This window comes from Mycobacterium sp. E2989 (assembly GCF_001667595.1).
GTDB lineage: Bacteria > Actinomycetota > Actinomycetes > Mycobacteriales > Mycobacteriaceae > Mycobacterium.
In genome coordinates, this window is sequence record NZ_LZJX01000043.1 from 53,209 (window position 1) to 70,069 (window position 16,861).

Consider the following 16,861-nt stretch of genomic DNA (forward strand, 5'->3'; position numbering starts at 1 on the left):
GGTTTCGATCCGGTCACAGGGCATGGGGCACCGCGGGTTTCGTTGTCGCCCGTTTGACAATGCGGACATGAGGCAGACGCGGGAGCCCGGCGATGGCGCGTGAGATGTCCCGCCAGACGTTCCTGCGGGGCGCCGCCGGAGCCTTGGCCGCCGGCACCGTGTTCGGCTCGGCCCGGGCCACCGCCGCCCCCAACCCCACCGGCTGGGAGGGGCTGTCCACCGCGATCGGCGGGCAGGTGCTGCTGCCCGACAACGGCGGTTACGGTTCGGCCAAGCAGGTGTTCAACACCAACTTCAACGGCTCGACGCCCGCCGCGATCGTCACCCCGACGTCGCCCGCGGACGTGCAGAAGGCCATGGCGTTCGCCGCCGCCCACAACCTGAAGGTGGCGCCGCGCAGCGGCGGGCACTCCTACATCGGCGCCTCGACCGCGAACGGCGTCATGGTGCTCGACCTCCGCCAGCTGCCGGGGGGCATCAATTACGACGCCGCCACCGGAAACATCACCGTGGCGCCCGCGACCAGCTTGTATGCGATGCATCAGACGCTGGCCGGCGCGGGCCGGGGCATCCCGACGGGCACCTGCCCGTCGGTCGGCGCGTCAGGGCACGCGCTGGGCGGGGGATTGGGCGCCAACTCCCGCCACGCGGGCCTGCTCTGTGACCAACTGGTGTCGGCTTCGGTCGTGCTGCCCGGCGGGCAGGCGGTGACCGCCTCCAACGCCAGCAACCCGGACCTGTTCTGGGCGTTGCGCGGTGGCGGCGGCGGAAACTTCGGCGTGACCACCTCGCTGACCTTCGCCACGTTCCCGACCACCGATCTCGACGTGGTGAACCTCAATTTCCCGCCGGAGGCGTTGGCGCAGGTGTTGGTTGGCTGGCAGAACTGGTTGCGTACCGCCGACCGGAACAGCTGGGCGTTGGCGGACGCCACCGTGGAGCCGATGGGAACGCACTGCCGCATCATGGCCACCTGCCCGGTCGGGTCGGGCGCCAGCGTCGGGGCCAACATCACCAAAGCCGTTGGCGTGCAACCGACGGGGACCGAGAACCACACGTTCAACTACCTGGACCTGGTGCGGTATCTGGCCGTGGGGAACCTCAACCCGGCACCGCTCGGATACGTCGGCGGGTCCGACGTGCTGCCGGTCGTCGACGCGGCCACCGCGCAGGGGATCGCCCAGGCCGTCAACGCCTTTCCCCGTGGAGCGGGCCGCATGCTGGCGATCATGCATGCGCTCGACGGCGCCCTCGCCGATGTGGCGCCGGGGGCGACCGCCTTCCCGTGGCGCCGGCAGTATGCGTTGGTGCAGTGGTACGTGGAGACCGGTGACGCGGGGGCGGCGACGAACTGGCTCAACACCGCGCACCAGGCCGTGCAAGGCCACTCGGTGGGGGGATACGTGAACTACATCGAGGCGAACCAACCCGCCTCGAGGTATTTCAGCTCGAACCTGTCGCGGCTGGCCGCCGTGCGGCAGAAGTACGATCCCAGCCGAACCATGTTCTCGGGGCTGAATCTTTGAGATTGCCGACGGGCCCTCGAGCGCGCTAGCCGACGGCGAGTTCGTCGAGTAACGCACGATTGAAGCCGAAGGCCAATTTGACCTCGTCGACTATCCGCTCGATGTCGTCCGCGCCGGTGGGCAGCGCATCGATCCGCGCCCGGTAGGCGTCCTTGTACGGCTTGGGCCGCACCGGAAATTCGTAGAACGCGAGCCCGGCGCCGCGAAGGTCAAACGTGCGATCGAGCGCCTTGCGGATGATCCGCCCGCCGGACAGGTCGCCGAGATAGCGCGTGTAGTGGTGGGCCAGCAGCGCGCCACCCCACGTCAGGGCGGCGATCCGGTCCCGGTATGCCGTGGCCGCGGGTGAGTCGACCTCCCGCGGGGCGCCGGGCCGCCAGTGCTCCAGGTCGGCGTCGATGGCCGCCGAACGCTGCAAAGTCGGGTCGTACACGGCGGCGACCATGGGATCCTCGCGGCGGGCCCGGATGGCGTCCTCGAGCGCGGCGTAGACCACACGCAGGCGCAGCAAGTATTCGGAGTAGCCGCGAGCGGTGACGCGGCCGGCGAGTAGTTCGGCGACGAATGCGCTCTGTTCGGCGGCGGTGTGCTCCGCCGCCGACCCCGCCTTCATCGCGACCGACAAGCGGCGGCGGGTTGCGGCTGCGGTTGGGGGCATGTCCTGGTCAGATTACATGGCCCGCGCTAAGCGATTCGTATATCGGCGCCTATTCCACTGGCGGCCGTCTACAGTTCGACCAATAGCGAACCGCAATCACCTTCAAAGGACGACCAGATGGCGAAAAGCGTTGCAACCAAGAACGACAACGAAAAGATCGTCGTCGATTTTATCCATTCCGCTTACGGCGAGAGCATGGATATCGACGCGATGACGGCGCTCATGGCCGACGACTTCGTTTGGCAGCTCCACGTGCCGCTTTCACCCGTCGTTCGCGGGCGCGACGCGGCGCGCGCGGAACTCGAGAAGCACAACACGCTTTCGACGGGGATGGTCGAGGGCAGCGAGATCCGCACCATCGTTTCCGACGGTGACACCGTCGTCGTCGAGCGCGTCGACGTAAACGCCATGAACGGTGTCGCCGTGACGTTCTACGTCACGGCGTTCTTCGGAGTGCGCGACGGCGCGATCAGTTACTGGCGCGAGTATTGGGACGCGTCCCACGTCGCACAGCAACTCGGGATCGACCCCGCGCTGATGTTTGCGCCGCTGAACGGTTGAGTGACAAGCGATTTGGCGCGTCCGGCTAGCTCGACGCGCTGAGGATCTTGATCGCGAACACGAGCGAGTCACCCGGCCGGATCCCAGCGCTCGGCTGACCGTTGGGGTAGCCGTCCGCGGAAGTCATCGCGACGCCGACGGTCGATCCGACGTTTTGTCCCGCGATGGCCTTCTGGAAGCCCGGCACGACTCCGGTGAGCGGGAAGTCGACGGGGGCGCCGCGTTCGTAGCTGTTGTCGAACACCGACCCGTCACGCCCATTGACACCCATGTAGCAGACCGAGACCCGGGCCGCGGCGGGAACCACCGGCCCGTTCCCGGCGTGCAGCGTATGCACCTGCGTCTGGGCCACGCCGAACGGCGCGGTGACGTCGACGCGCGGAGCCGTCGTATCCGTGGACCCGGTGACCGCGACGCTGCCGGTGGTGCCGGCCAACGTCCAGTCGGGCGTGCCACCGGCCGGGGCCTGCGCGGTCGGGCACGAGCCGGCTGCGGTTGCGTTGCCCGACGCGGCGATAGCCAGGACGGTCGCCGCAACGCAGGCGGCGACGGAGGAATACACCAAGGAGGACTTCACGGCCGTCACGCTACAGCCAAACCGCACCCCCGCCATCGGCTGGCCCTTGGCCGCCGCGGGGAGCGCAATCCGATTACCGCGAGCCGACGCCACGGGCTTTGGCTATTCTTCGACGTGGTTGGGTCCGCAAGATATTGGGGGGCATCGCAGAAAGGGAGTGAATCGCATGCCTTCACCTCGTTGGCTGGCGGCACTTACCGCACCCATGATCGCCGGCGCCGGCTTGGTCAGTAGCGCGGCCATTGCCGCCGCCACGCCCCAAGACGACGCATACCTCGCTCAACTGCGCGCCGTCGGCCTCAGCTGGCCGCCGCAGACGCAAGAGGCGCTCATCGGGGAGGCGCACCTCATCTGCTACGACCTGACCTGGGGTTGGACGCCACAACAGATCGCCGACGACGTTCACGCGCACCTGAACGCGCGGGGCGTCACGTTGTTGGACGTCGGAACCATGGTCGACGCCGCGCACTCGATCTACTGCCCCGGCAACGTGTGCGACGCCCCTTCGCTGTGCACGTGACATCCCGGCACTCGCCCGATGGCGCTGTGTCGGCGCGCCGCTGCTTCGAATGCACCGCAGGTGCAACGCAATTAGAGCCATTGCGGGGCCCAGTCGCTCCCTGAGGCGGTGCAGCATTCGGCGCGACCAGAAAAACTCATGGCGACCGAGAAACGGCTGAGTAAATTCTCTCAACTACCTTGCTGCGTGCCTTATCCTGCTTGCGGGCCGCACCCGACAGATTAAGGGAAATTGTTGTCACTGACACGAAGCCGACAAGTGGTGGTCGTGTTGGCAACCGTCGGTCTGGTCGCGTTCGCGGTGGCGTTGTTGGGCTGGAAGGCTGCCCCGGGCCGCGCGGTACTCGCGCCGGCGGGCTCTCTGCTTGCCGGCGTGTTCGCCACCACGTGTTCGGTCTATGCCGCCCGCGGGTCGCGGGGGCGGCAACGCCTCGCGTGGACCGTCCTGTCCACCGGTTTGGTCGGCTGGACTGCGGGCCAAGCGGTGTGGTGTTACGTCGCGCTGGCAGGCGAACTTCCGGTATCGGACCTCTCGGCGGCGAACTTGGGGTTCCTCATTTTGCCGCTCTGCGCGTTGGCCACCGCGGCCGCGATTCCCAGTAGGGACGACGCCCGGTTCGGGATCGGCCTGCTCGTTGACGGCCTCCTCATCACCGCGTCCCTGTTGGTCGTACTCATTCTTCTGCCGCTGGGTCCCGCGGCGCAGGCATCGCAGACGACGCTGACCGTTCCGCGGGTGTTGTTGGCCACCGCCGCAGGCGTGTACGTCGGACTCGTTGCGTTGACATTCATCGTTGTCAAAAAGGCTGAGGCGGGCCGCAAGCTCTCCCCGACGCTGATGATGTTGGGCTGGGGCCTCATTGCGCTGGCCGGCCTGGTGCACGTCGCCAGGGATTCCGTCGACCGGGGGCCCAATGACCTCGTCGTCCTCGGATGGGCCGGTGGCATGTACTTCGTCGCGCTGTCCGGAATCACTTCTCGGCCGGGGCCCGAACCCGATCTGGGTTTTTCGCGGCCCTCGTCCAGGGCGTCGCTGTGGCTGCCCTATCTTCCGGTGATGCTGGCGATTGTCGTTGGCACCGTGCACTTTTGGCCCGCGTACCGGGGTGAGGCGTTCGTCTTCTCGGTTTGTGTGGTGCTGTTCGTCACCACCCTGGTCCGCCACATATTGCTGCTGGAGCGAAAGCAACGGCTACTTGCCGCGGTATCCGATGCCAGCCTGCGCGACCCGCTGACCGGGTTGGCGAATCAGCGGCTTTTCGACGATCGGTTGGCGCATGCTCTGCGCTTACACGTTCAGCACAGCGTGCCGGTCAACGTACTCACGGTGAGCGTCGACGATTTCAAGCTCGTCAACGACACGCTCGGTTATGACGTGGGCGACGAACTGCTCCGCGGCGTCGGCGAGCGGATCCAGCACAACGTCGATGACAGCCACACCATTGCGCGGATGAGCGGTGACGAATTCGCCATCTTGGTCGAAGACCGTCCGGACGTGGCGATACAGGTCGCCAACGGGGTGGCGCGATCGTTCGAGGAGCCCGTCGACATCGACCATCACCGCCTGGACGTACGCCTGAGCATCGGCATGGCCTCGGCCGAGTCAGATCTCCCGCCGCTGACACCCGGCGATCTACTCAAGCAGGCGGATGCGGCGCGCTCCTGGGCCCGCCTGGGGAGCGCGACCAATGTGCAGACGTTCACACCCGAGATGGGCGCTCAGCTTGGCAACACGCCCACATCCGACCGGGCCATCGCCCGATTGCAACTGCTGGGCGAACTGCGACGCGCCATCGAGAACGGCACGCTGACCCTGTTGTACCAGCCGAAATTCAGCACGTTGACCGGCTCCGTGAGCGGAGTAGAGGCGCTGGTGCGCTGGCAGCATCCGCGGTTTGGCGTGCTGGGCCCCGATGAGTTCTTACCCCTGGTGCGCGCACACGGGTTGATGCATGCGCTCACCGATCTGGTGCTTTCCCGGGCCGTGGCGGACGCCGCCGCGTGGCACGAGGCCGGCGCGGCGATCGCCGTCGCGATCAATCTCGCGGCGCCCTCCCTCGACGAGGACGCGCTGCCGGACCGCATCATGTCCGTGCTCGGCCAGTTCGCCATGTCTCCCAGCTCGCTCACCATCGAGATCACCGAGGATTTGGTGGTGGCCGACCTGGTGCAGGCCCGCGCAGTGCTGAACCGGTTACGTGACAACGGCATTCGGGTAGCGATTGACGACTTCGGCAGCGGCTACGCCACTTTGACGTATCTGCGCGAGTTGCCGGCTGATGAAGTCAAGCTCGGCCATGATTTCATCGCGCCGATCCTGCACGACGACCGCGCCGCCACCATTGCACGCTCGGTCATCGAGTTGGCATCCGCGTTCGGCATCGCCAGCGTGGCCGAAGGCGTCGAAGACCTCGCAACGGCCCAACGGCTCAGGGACTACGGTTGCGACGCCGTGCAAGGGAACTTCTTCTGTCCGCCATTACCCGCAGCCGAGATCCCGCGAGTCCCCGCGAACTCGGCGCTCGCGGCGGGAGATGGGTTGCGGTGACTGGGTTTTGACCGATCAGCTTGCGACCGATCGCTCGAGCGCGGCCAGCGACGCGTCGAGGTAGTCCTCACCGAAGATGGGCATCTGGCCAACGCGGTCGCGGAAGTCCTGCGACGTGCCGCTCCAGTCGTAAGTCAGGGTGACGTCCGTGCGGTCGCCATTCGGGGCGAGGTCGTAACGCCAGAACCAGCCGCCGGGGGTGTGGTTGCCCGCGTCGTCCAGGATGCCCGGCATCCAACCGATGGCACGGTCCTTCTCGAAGACGTTGACCAGATTGTGCGTGACGTAGTCACCGCCGGCCGCAGGGAGATACATGTTCATCGCGAACGTCTGTCCCGCCCCGGTGATCGGCGCGCCGTCAACCGCTTCGCGGACCCAGTCGGTGGGTTCGGTGTTCTGGTGACGCGACGGGTTGGCGAGGACGGCGAAGATCTCGGCCGGCGTCGCGGCGATGGTGCGGGTGACGGCGTAACGCTCGGCGGTGACGCTCATGTGTTGTCCTCGGGTCCGTAGGCGGCTGCGATGGCGGGGGAGTCGAGCCACCCTGAGTATGTGGGGCGCGACGGCCAGCCTTCAGGCGAATCGAGCCATTCCTCCTGGCGGCCCCACGGCAGGATGTCGATGAGCCCGAACGAGTGGCTGAGTTGCTCGGTGCCCCGCCCGTTCGTGTGCCACGTGCGGTACACGGTGTCGCCGTCGCGCAGGAACACGTTGACCCCGAAGCCGCCGCCGGGCGGTGCGTCCATGTCGGCACCGAATGGGCTTTGCGATGACGAGAACCAGTCCATGCGGTTGCCGACCTTGTGCTTGTAGGCGAGGGCTTCCTCGATCGGCCCGTTGGTGACGATGACGAAGCGGGCGTCGTAGTTGTCCAGGAACTCCAAGCGGGTGAATTGCGACGTGAAACCCGTGCAGCCGGGGCACTGCCACTCCGCGCCGTCGGACCACATGTGGTGGTAGACGATGAGCTGCGAACGTCCGTCGAACACGTCGACGAGGCGGATGGGCCCGTCGGCGCCGATGAGGACGTAGTCCGGCAACTTCACCATCGGCAGGCGTCGGCGCTGGGCGGCGATGGCATCGAGTTCGCGGGTGGCGGCCTTCTCGCGCTTGCGCAGCTCGTCGAGCGCGGCGCGCCAGGTTTGGAGATCGACGATCGGCGGCTGGGCCGTCTGTTCGGGGGACATGGCATCCACCTTTCCTCTCGATTTGTCCGTCTGGAAGGTCTGACTCGCGAAGTGCCCGGAATTCATCGCAGACATGACGACGAATACGGTTGCGGCCTTGACCTGCATGTCCGGAATCGGTTTCGATTGATGGATAGCGCGACGGGAGGTCCACAATGAGGACGTTCATTCGGCATCTTGTAGTCATCGTCATGGTGGCGTTCGCCTCGATGGCGGCCGTGACGATCGCGATTCCGGCCGTGAGCAAGGCGGATTGCGCGGAGGGGGAGTGGTGGGATCCGACGGGCAAGGTCTGCCGGCCTCTCGGCGTGGGGCCGCAACCGTTGGCATGCGACCCGGGCCAGTGGTGGGACCCGACCGCCAACGTATGCCGGCCTCTCGGCGTGGGGCCGCAACCGCTGGCATGCGACAACGGCTGGTGGTGGGATCCGGGCGCCAACGTGTGCCGTCCACCGGCCGGCCAGTAGCGGCCCACTTCTAATCGCCAAGCGGCCCGGTCGAATTGGTCACCGGCGTGGGCGCCGGCGGCTGAAATGTTGCCCGCGTGCTGGTGCCCACGGCACACGGGCTCATGCGGTCCAAGTTTGGCCGCACGATACACGCGGAATTGATTCCGATTCCGGAAACTCGGAACTGATGACCGCTGCCCAAATTGTGTTTTCGGGACCGCGCTAATAAGGCCCGCCCGCGGGCTTACGATGTCGCCGTGGCGGATGTCACGGTGGCGATATTTACCTTTACCAGGAACGAAGCGACCGCGGTAACGGAGTTGCTCGCACGCCTCTACGTCGACCTGCCGGTGTTCGGAGCAACGGTGTGGACGCCGGTGAAACACGGGGACGAATCGTTGGAGGGCCGCCTGTCCGACGGGCGAACCGCCAGGCTGGAGCACCATCCGCTGAGCGCCCAGGGCAATGTCGTCGCGGCGGCCGCGCTCAGCAGATCGACCCGCGAAAACCGGGCCGACTACTACGTCTTCTACGGCTGCTGTGGAACGGTCGACTCCAAGCTCGTTGGTCAGGTCTTTCGAGCCGAAAGGGTGTCATACCTGTCATTGGGCGTGGTAGTCGCCTCGCCTGACGGCGAGGTCGTCAAGCTGAAGAACAAGTGGATCGTCCGGACGCATCCCGACGAGCAGGCTCCGCTCGCCGCCATTGAGCTGCGGGCCGGGTCCGCGGGTGCCCCAGGTTCCGTGTCGGGGTTCGACCTTCCCGATGCCCACATCCTCGCCACCGACAAGGTGATCAAGGTCTCGCCGGGGATCGCACCGGTGCCGATGGAGACACTGTCCAGCGGTCCGGTCTACGCGCGGGAGGACTGGACATACGCTCTGGCGCTTGCCCTTTACTCCGGAATGACTACCCAGCCTGTACTCATCGACATGGAATCTTTCGGTATCGCGTCGGCAATGCGAGCGTTGGGCTTGTGTGAGCGCGTGGTCGTGCTGCGCGTTGCCACAGATTCGTTGAGCGACAAAGCCAATCAGAGCGAGCAGGACCAACTCGACTTCCTGAGAGACGGCTTGGCCGAACTAGCCGCCGCCATCGCGACCATTCTGGGAATGGAGACGGCACCGGAGCGGAAACCGCGGTCGCTCGAACAAGAGGTGCGCAGGTTGCGTTCCGGCCTCGTGGCGGCCGGGCCTTCGACGCGTGACGCACGGGAATCCGAAATGGTTCGTGTCGTGTCGGCGGCGGCCCTGGCCTGGGACGGTCAGTTGGACCGGGTCGATCGCTTCTCTCGTCCGCTTCTGCCATCGGGCAACCGGACCGGGGAGCGCGCCAATCCCGCGATGACCGCACGGCTTTTCTTGGAACAGGTGGCTTCCGACTACCGCCGCGCGGCGTCACTCGAACTTGACCTCCGCGAGGTGGAAGCGCAGCGGAACTCCGACAAGGGCGTGGCCGCCCTAGCGCGGGCCGGCGTCGTGAGCCGCCCGGTGGCGCCGCTGGCTGTCGGGCAATATCTCGCGTCTCAGGAACGCGCCGCGGACGGGGACCTGGCGAGCGTTTTGAAGCCATGGATGGTGTCCGCCGACAGCGAGGATCGCGAATCGCAATACGCCGCAACGTTCGGCGAGGTTCTCGGCCCCCTGCTTCAAGTCGCGTCGGACAACTCGGGTGCCCGCCCGTCGGCTCCGGGAGGTTGGTCTGACCGGGTGGGGCAGACATGGTCCGAGGATTTCCTCATAGCAGGCGCCGAGATTCTCAAAGACCCTAGTCTGCTCGGCATGTCGCACGCCGAAGCGGAAGTGAGCGCCCCGTCTCGCGCAGGTTCAAGCGATGCTCCGGACGCGATCAACAAAGTTGTCGCGCTCGCGGAGGCTTTCCGCCCGGTGGAAGACGTCAGGGTCAGTACCGCTGGGGACAAACCCAAGATCGACCTCGTCCTGTCGGGGGAGAACCTCGGCCCGGACGAGCTCGACTTGTTCATGAACAGCCTGCGGGACATCCCGGCCGAGGTAATGATCCTGCCGAAGCAATGACCAAGTCGCCGTTGCCGATTCGCAACGAGACGCGCGGTCGGACCTGGCGCGCTACCCGGCTGCGACCCCTACGGGTGGTCCAACACTGGCCGAGGGAAGGCAGCCCGAAGCTGTTACGGCGGTAAGGGCGAGGATCGCCGCGACGACGATCTTTGCGGTTAGACGTGACATGGCCGCTCCGTTCTTCCGGCCCCCCAAACAGGAATATAGGGGGAACGGGGCCACTATTTCAATGATTATTGAAATTTTCTCGATTCGCGGGCATAGTCACACGCGGGGCGTTCGAGCGCTCGCGTGAACGAGTACCTTTGGCGAGTTGGCGTGTACGCACTCTGCGGCGATATCAACGAGAAGGGGTAGTGACGTGACGTCTAAGGTCCCGCCTGTCAAGGTCGCGCGAGCCGTCGAGCAAGCCCGCCACTACCTATCGCGGCTGCGCCAGCGCTCCGCGCCGCCTCCGGCGGTGATGATGGAATTCATCCTGAATGCGTGGGTCGCCCAGGCGATCGCGTCCGCAGCGGATCTCGGCGTGGCGGACGCCCTGGCCGATGGACCCCTATCCGGCGAGCAGTTGGCAAGCCGGGTCGGCGCCAACGCCGATGCGCTGGGGCGGCTCTTGCGGGCGCTGATCGGCGTCGGCATTTTCCGCCAGCTCAGCGACGGGCGTTATGCGCTTACCCCGCTTGCGGAAACGCTGCGCACCGATGCGCCGGTTTCGATGGCCGGGATGGCCCGCTGGGTCGGTTCACCTCAGCATCGGGAGCATTGGAGCCACCTGACCGACGCGATCCGGACCGGCAAAGCGGTGGTCCCCGAGCTTCGCGGCAAACCGGCTTTCGAGTACCTGGCCGGTGAAGCCGAACTCGGTGGAATCTTCAACTCCGCCATGACCAATGTGTCCGAGTTCGCGAACGTGCCCCTCACCGCGGCCTACGATTTCAACGCGTTCGACACGATCGTCGATGTCGGGGGCGGCCACGGTCGGCTGTTGGCGGCGATCCTCGAGACGGCCCCGAAGTCGCGCGGCGTGCTGTTCGATCTTCCGGAGGTCGTGGCGGGCGCGCCGGAGCTGTTGCGGAAATACGGTGTCGACGACCGCGTCCGCATTGAAGAGGGCTCGTTCTTCGATTTCGCGCCCAAGGGCGGCGACGCGTATGTGCTCAAGAACGTGATCCACGACTGGCCCGAGGACGACGCGGTTCGCATCCTGAAGAACGTCCGCAGCGCGGCCCGCGACGGCGCGCGACTGTTGCTCTGCGAGTTCGTCATTCCCCAGCACGACCGGGACTTCCACGGCAAGTGGGTGGACATCGAGATGTTGGTCGTCGCCGGCGCGCGCGAACGTACCGCGGACGAATATCGCCGACTGGTCGGCAAGGCCGATTTCCGGTTGAACCGCGTCGTCGAGACCGTGTCGCCGCTCAGCATCCTCGAGGCGAGGGCGGTGTAGCGGCGGCCGCTTCGAGATCGGCGCCGTCACCGCACATTTCGGCGCCGTCTTGGGGTTTGCGATGCCGCGTTCAGCCCCAGGTCCTCGGCGGGTGCGGTCAGGAACCGATGCACCGTCGGCCCGACGAGGCCGACCACCTCGTCGACGCCGAGCGACGACAGGGGCGGCACCCGCATGATGTATCGCAGCATCGCGGTGCCGACGAGGCTGGTCGCGGCCAGCATCGCGCGCAGTCGCGCTTCGTCGCCACCGCCCAACGCGCCGGACACCGCGGTGAACAGGTAATCGTGCAGGAAACCGCGAAACGCATCGTTGGCATCGCGGTTGGACGTTGCCGACTGCACCATCGAGGCCATGCTCGCGGACGTATCGGGCTGCTCCCAGAGACCAAGGTAGGCCCGCACGACGCGGCAGCCCAAATCGGCGTCCGTCTCGGCGATCTCGGCCGTCAGCAGGTCCGACGGCAGCACCAGCTTCATCGACTCGCGAAACAACGCCGCCTTGGAGCCGAAGAGGTAGAGGACCATCGATGGATCGACTCGCGCATCGTCGGCAATCGCCCGCAGCGTCGTCTTGTCATAGCCATGCTTGGCGAACTGCCGCTTTGCCGCGCGCAGAACCGCGTCGCGCGACACCGGTTGACCCTGACGTCTACCGCGCCGCTTCGTTGTCCCAGGTGACGACACGTGCGAACGATAGCATTTCAACCCCTATAGAAAAGGCTGTCCCGCTCTGCGTTTCTCCCGCAACCCCGCGACACGCACCGCGGCTGGCGCTGTTGCAGCACCGCGGCAGGCGCTATTCTATCGCTATTGAAAAGTTATTCAATGACTGTTGAAATAGTGATCGCCGTTCGCGAAAGGGGCTGCCGACATGGACTTTGCGTCGCTACCCCCGGAGGTCAACTCCGGATTGATGTATGCCGGCCCGGGTTCCGGGCCGATGCTCGCGGCGGCGGCGGGCTGGGAGTCGCTGGCGGTTCAACTGGAGTCCACCGCCAGCGGCTACGCAACGGAGCTAGCGGGGCTGACCGGGCAGGCGTGGTCGGGGCCCTCTTCGCTACTGATGTCGGCCGCGGTCACCCCGTATGTGGGGTGGTTGGCTGCCGCCGCCGCGCAGGCAGCGCAGACCAGTGGCCAGGCATACGCGGCGGCGGCGGCTTACGAGGCCGCGTTCGCGATGACGGTGCCCCCGCCGGTGATCGCGGCCAACCGGGCGCAGCTGTTAGCGCTGATCGCAACCAATTTCTTCGGACAAAACGCCCCGGCGATCGCCGCGACCGAGGCTCAGTACATGCAGATGTGGATTCAAGATGCGACGGCGATGTATGACTATGCCGCCGCGTGTCAGACCGCCAGCACATTGGCCCCGTTCGACGAGCCGCCGCGGACCACCAACCCGGGAGGCCAGGGTGCTCAGGCCCAGACGGTGGCGCAGGCCGCCGGTCAGAACGCGACCAGCGCCACGCAGCAGTTGGCCTCCACCAATGCCACGATGCACGCCCTGGGCTCCACCACCGTCGACGCCGCCGGGCCGGTTGCTCCGGGCCAGACGGTGACCGCCGCACCGGGTAGCACCATCACCATCGGTACCGGCACGGGGATGTACGTCAACAGCGGCTCGATCACGATTGCGGGTCCCGGGACCAACCTCATCAGTTTCGGAACCGTCATCGTCAACTCCGGCAGCACAATTCACACCCTCATCGACTGTTCGGAGGGCGGTGTTTTGATCCCCGGGGGAGTTGACGTCACTGCCGGCTCGACCCCCCTTGTCCTCACACCCGGATCGTTCCAGGAGGTCCTGGTCGCCCTCGTCAACGGCACGGCCACACTCCCCGTCGTCGGCGGCGAACAAGTCGCCATCCAGACCTTCGGCAATACCGCCACCGCCATCGTCGGCCCGGCCGGCGCATCCATCACCAACGTCTTCGGCAGCATCACCATCGCGGCGGCCACGCCCAGCTCATCCGGCGCATTGGGGGCTTCGGCGCTAGGGGGGCTGACCGCGCCGGGCCTGGCGGGCACCGCGGGAATTCAGCCTCAGCTCGATGTGGATGGGCTGTTGGAATGGGCTCAAATTTCCTCCGCTGCAGGCAATTAACGGCTGGCAGGGCACATGGCGAGCGCTGAGTACCGGGCGGTGTGGCCGTTCCATCCCTCGTGCGCCGTCGGTGCGCCGTCCGCAGGGGTGGGCGAGGCTGTTCCGCTCGGCCCATTGTCGGTGCCCCCGGCCTGGACGACGAGCGCCTCGGCGGTCACATCGGCGGCGCCTTTGATCGTCGAGGCCGCCGTTCCGGAGAAGTTGCCGGGACGTACCTTCCAGCGGGCGCTGATAACGGCGATGACCGGACGGGATGCTTCGCACTCATGCATCCCGACACTCGGCCGAGAACAGGACGGGGGGCGCTAGGGAAGCGGGATTGTTACGCAACCACCGCGGATCGTCAGCCACCATCCGTCTTGGGCTCAGGTGCGATTATCTGGCCGCTTCGAATCAGGGCGTCGGTCGCCTTTTGCCACCTGTCCAGCTGCGCCGGACTGGTGAAGGGATCGGGGAGGTGCCGGTCCAGATGCGAACGAACGATAAAGATGCCCAACACCAACACCATCGGGTTGAGCGCTACCCAATCGGGATCGAGGCCGGGCCGCACCAATCCTTGTTCTGCGAGCTGATCCCAATGTCCCCGACCGATGTCGACCAGGCCGTCAAAGATCCGCACGCCCATCGGCGTGCAGTCGACCACAGCGCGACACATGTAGTCGATGACGGGCGCGTGGTTGGAGACAAGGTCGGTCACCCGGTGTGCGACCGCCGAGACCGGGTCCGTCGGGGCCCCCGGCAAAGGGCCCGCCAACGACTGGCCCAGCACCGCCATCACGTACTCGTCCACCGCCGTGATGAGGTTGCCCTTCGTCTTGAAGTGATGTTGAACCAATCCAATTGACACGCCGGCAGATTCGGCGATCATCCGTAGCGAGGTCGCTTCCGTCCCGTGCACGGCGAAAGTCTTGAGCGCAACGTCGCGAATGCGGTCCACGCTGGACTGCTCGCCCCGCGCGGGCGGACCGGCAGGCACCACTTCGCGAAACATTGCTCCAACCATAGACACAGGGCCGAAGCCGTGCCACAATATGATCGCATTGTTGCACAATAAATACATATTGTATACCTTATCTGATGCGTTTCATCGGGCCGGTCCGCCCCTGCGGGGAGGGCGGTCCACCAATGGACTTCGTCCTAGAGTGCTAGGCACTTCTCACGGCGACATCATCACAAACTAAAACCAAAAAACAGGGATCGGAGACCACCTCTATGGCGACCATCGATGCACCCGAAATGAGCGGCGATATAGCGCCCGATGGATGGGATGCACGCCCCCCGAATCGTGGTGTCAGTAGAGCGGTGGTGGCGTTGCGATACCTCTTGTTTCTGACTATCGCGCCCGGGTTGAAGGTGGTCAACTTGATGGTTCCGCGGAGATTCTCACTGGTCGAGACGACGCCGTTCATCGATCCCACCCAGTTCGAATGGCACCAGCATGTCACTTCCGAGCTGAGCAAGGTGCAGGCCGAACTCGAGGCCCTGCTATCGGTTCCGGAGACGATTCCGAACCATCAAGAAATCGTCGAGACGATAGCGGCAATATCGAACGACGACAAATGGCTCAGCTACTTCTTCTACATTTACGGCCGGCGTTTTGATAAGCAATGCGAAGAATGTCCGGACACCGCACGCTTGCTGCACGACATACCGGGCATGAAAACCGCCTTCTTCTCCATTCTGTCCCCCGGGAAGAAGATTCCTCCGCACCGCGGTCCCTACCAGGGCGTCATGCGCTATCACCTGCCGCTCGTGGTACCTCGGGATGGCGAATGTGCAATCCGCGTCGGCGACGAGACCGCCTCTTTTCAGGAGGGCGTGGCGCTGATGTTCGATGACACCTACGAACACGAGGTGTGGAACAACACCGAGGAAACGCGTGTTGTGCTGTTCCTCGACATCGTGAGACCGATGCAGTTTCCCTTCAATATCTTCAACTCGGTGATGATCACGCTGATGGGTTGGTCGCCGGTCGTGCGTCGAATGAAGAAGAATCAAGCCGCATTCGATCGCGCGCTTGCAGAGACTGCTTGACATCCGCGGGGAATCACGCCGGCCACGCGTTGGCGGTTGAGGGACTTACTGCAGCGAACCCACCGGGATGACCGGGCTGACGAGCCGGAAGACGAACCCGCCGCGTTCCATGAACCGGCGTTCGAACGTGCCCGTGATCTGCCTGCCGTCCAACTGGCCCGTCAGCACCAGATGGTCCTTGTCGGGTTGGGTCGCGTGCAGCACGACCTCGGCCGAATCCGATTCGCGCTTGCGCAATTTGAGGCGATCCCCGTCGACCTCGAGCTGCCAGATGGTGGTGTAGCCCGCCGGCGCCTGGCTGACAAACTTGACCACGCCGAATTGCGGCACCTTGTTGCGGTCGGCGATCGCGACATTCGTCCAGGGTTGCGGGTTCGTCTGGTTGAGCGTCGCCTCGCGCCCGTCGACGGTGAAGGACGTTGCGCGCCAAACGCCGTCGAGTGTCGAGGTGGGTGTGTTGTACACGCTGAACAACATGGCGTCCCACATTGCGCTGAACACCAGCAACGCCCCAGCGATGCCGAACTTCGCGACCACGCCGGTTAGTCGCAGCCAGCGCTTATCCGCACCAAGTGGCAACCAGTGCTGAACGGGGCGAGTCTCCCCGCGGTTGAACGCCACGCGAGCCAAATTCGGCCAGTACGGCGACGCGACACCGATTGCTATCAAGAACAATTCGCCAACGGCCAGCTTGACCGGCACATCGTAGGTCACGTTGAGCAACAACACCTGCGCCATGGCCATCGCCGATCCGAGCGCACCGAGCAGCTGCGTACGGTTCCACAGCAGCAGCAGTCCCGACACCAGCTCAACCAACCCGCTAACCACCGAGTACGCCGGGGAGGCGCCCATGAAGCCCCACAACGTCGCGAACAGGCTGGTGTCGCCCGTCAGCTGCAACTGGTGATGGGGAAGCGTCATGAACCCCATCTGGACGGGAATCACCTTGCCCAGGCCGTAGATGATCATCACCGCGGCCAGCCCGAACCGCGCGAACACGATCAACGACGCGGCCAGGCGTCGGTAGTCGGAACGCCCCCGATCCATGACTGTCCACGCCGCGGTGACCAGCACGGCCAGCACCAGCCAACCGAGATGTAAACACCACAACCACAACACGTCCGAGCCCGCCGACTTGGCGATCTCAACCGGGTGGACGCGAAGCGCGACGGAACCGACGACAGTTCGGTTCGTGGTATCGATGACGGTCACT

At 65.5% G+C, this 16,861-nt stretch carries 17 protein-coding genes; 10 read left to right on the forward strand and 7 right to left on the reverse strand.

Features of this window, described 5'->3' with window-relative positions; genetic code table 11:
* Positions 1–92 precede the first annotated feature (92 nt).
* On the forward strand, positions 93–1,526 hold the full coding sequence (locus A5680_RS08775) for an FAD-binding oxidoreductase (RefSeq protein WP_067818337.1): 1,434 nt from the start codon (positions 93–95) through the stop codon (positions 1,524–1,526).
* A 25-nt stretch (positions 1,527–1,551) separates the two neighbouring features.
* On the opposite strand, the gene A5680_RS08780 is transcribed toward A5680_RS08775, so the two are convergent.
* The gene (locus A5680_RS08780; protein ID WP_067818339.1) at positions 1,552–2,184 is read right to left on the reverse strand and encodes a heme oxygenase (biliverdin-producing); all 633 of its coding nucleotides are present in this window, start codon (positions 2,182–2,184) and stop codon (positions 1,552–1,554) included.
* A 117-nt stretch (positions 2,185–2,301) separates the two neighbouring features.
* Here A5680_RS08780 and A5680_RS08785 point away from each other — a divergent pair, with 117 nt between their 5' ends.
* A complete protein-coding gene (locus A5680_RS08785; RefSeq protein WP_055399243.1) occupies positions 2,302–2,745 on the forward strand; it encodes a nuclear transport factor 2 family protein in 444 nt (147 codons plus the stop codon).
* Positions 2,746–2,770: 25 nt separating this feature from the next.
* On the opposite strand, the gene A5680_RS08790 is transcribed toward A5680_RS08785, so the two are convergent.
* Positions 2,771–3,358: an FKBP-type peptidyl-prolyl cis-trans isomerase gene (locus tag A5680_RS08790; RefSeq protein WP_067818341.1), complete on the reverse strand. Its 588-nt coding sequence runs from the start codon at positions 3,356–3,358 to the stop codon at positions 2,771–2,773.
* A gap of 172 nt (positions 3,359–3,530) precedes the next feature.
* Here A5680_RS08790 and A5680_RS08795 point away from each other — a divergent pair, with 172 nt between their 5' ends.
* Positions 3,531–3,842, forward strand: coding sequence for a DUF732 domain-containing protein (locus A5680_RS08795; RefSeq protein WP_055399344.1), 312 nt, complete (start codon positions 3,531–3,533; stop codon positions 3,840–3,842).
* Between the two features lie 270 nt (positions 3,843–4,112).
* On the forward strand, positions 4,113–6,389 hold the full coding sequence (locus A5680_RS08800) for a bifunctional diguanylate cyclase/phosphodiesterase (RefSeq protein WP_197499749.1): 2,277 nt from the start codon (positions 4,113–4,115) through the stop codon (positions 6,387–6,389).
* A 15-nt stretch (positions 6,390–6,404) separates the two neighbouring features.
* Here A5680_RS08800 and A5680_RS08805 read toward each other — a convergent pair whose 3' ends face one another.
* Both A5680_RS08805 and A5680_RS08810 read right to left on the reverse strand, forming a co-directional pair.
* Entirely contained in the window at positions 6,405–6,881 is a 477-nt protein-coding gene (locus A5680_RS08805; protein WP_055399249.1) for an SRPBCC family protein, read from the reverse strand.
* On the reverse strand, positions 6,878–7,576 hold the full coding sequence (locus tag A5680_RS08810; protein WP_067818386.1) for a DUF899 family protein: 699 nt from the start codon (positions 7,574–7,576) through the stop codon (positions 6,878–6,880). The genes A5680_RS08805 and A5680_RS08810 overlap by 4 nt, the downstream gene beginning before the upstream one ends.
* Before the next feature lie 155 nt (positions 7,577–7,731).
* On the opposite strand from A5680_RS08810, the gene A5680_RS08815 reads away from it, so the two are divergent.
* From A5680_RS08815 to A5680_RS08825, 3 genes are all read left to right on the forward strand, one after another.
* Positions 7,732–8,043 (forward strand): hypothetical protein, encoded by a 312-nt coding sequence (locus A5680_RS08815; RefSeq protein WP_067818350.1) that lies wholly within the window; start codon positions 7,732–7,734, stop codon positions 8,041–8,043.
* 239 nt (positions 8,044–8,282) lie between these two features.
* Positions 8,283–10,061, forward strand: a complete 1,779-nt coding sequence (locus A5680_RS08820; RefSeq protein ID WP_067818353.1) for a hypothetical protein — start codon at positions 8,283–8,285, stop codon at positions 10,059–10,061.
* A 364-nt stretch (positions 10,062–10,425) separates the two neighbouring features.
* Complete coding sequence (locus tag A5680_RS08825) at positions 10,426–11,511, forward strand: methyltransferase (RefSeq protein WP_067818356.1); 1,086 nt, start codon at positions 10,426–10,428, stop codon at positions 11,509–11,511.
* A 26-nt stretch (positions 11,512–11,537) separates the two neighbouring features.
* Here A5680_RS08825 and A5680_RS08830 read toward each other — a convergent pair whose 3' ends face one another.
* On the reverse strand, positions 11,538–12,197 hold the full coding sequence (locus A5680_RS08830) for a TetR family transcriptional regulator (protein ID WP_067818357.1): 660 nt from the start codon (positions 12,195–12,197) through the stop codon (positions 11,538–11,540).
* Between the two features lie 187 nt (positions 12,198–12,384).
* Here A5680_RS08830 and A5680_RS26485 point away from each other — a divergent pair, with 187 nt between their 5' ends.
* Both A5680_RS26485 and A5680_RS26535 read left to right on the forward strand, forming a co-directional pair.
* Complete coding sequence (locus tag A5680_RS26485; RefSeq protein ID WP_067818360.1) at positions 12,385–13,614, forward strand: PPE family protein; 1,230 nt, start codon at positions 12,385–12,387, stop codon at positions 13,612–13,614.
* A 15-nt stretch (positions 13,615–13,629) separates the two neighbouring features.
* On the forward strand, positions 13,630–13,923 hold the full coding sequence (locus A5680_RS26535; RefSeq protein WP_082970314.1) for a PE/PPE C-terminal domain-containing protein: 294 nt from the start codon (positions 13,630–13,632) through the stop codon (positions 13,921–13,923).
* A gap of 34 nt (positions 13,924–13,957) precedes the next feature.
* On the opposite strand, the gene A5680_RS08840 is transcribed toward A5680_RS26535, so the two are convergent.
* On the reverse strand, positions 13,958–14,551 hold the full coding sequence (locus A5680_RS08840; protein ID WP_231977591.1) for a TetR/AcrR family transcriptional regulator: 594 nt from the start codon (positions 14,549–14,551) through the stop codon (positions 13,958–13,960).
* Positions 14,552–14,826: 275 nt separating this feature from the next.
* Between A5680_RS08840 and A5680_RS08845 the strand changes: the two genes are divergently transcribed.
* Positions 14,827–15,648 carry an aspartyl/asparaginyl beta-hydroxylase domain-containing protein gene (locus tag A5680_RS08845; RefSeq protein WP_082970315.1) on the forward strand — a complete coding sequence of 274 codons (822 nt, stop codon included), beginning with the start codon at positions 14,827–14,829 and terminating at the stop codon, positions 15,646–15,648.
* Positions 15,649–15,693: 45 nt separating this feature from the next.
* On the opposite strand, the gene A5680_RS26005 is transcribed toward A5680_RS08845, so the two are convergent.
* Positions 15,694–16,861: hypothetical protein (locus A5680_RS26005; protein WP_197499750.1), on the reverse strand; the 1,168-nt coding region annotated here is incomplete at its 5' end.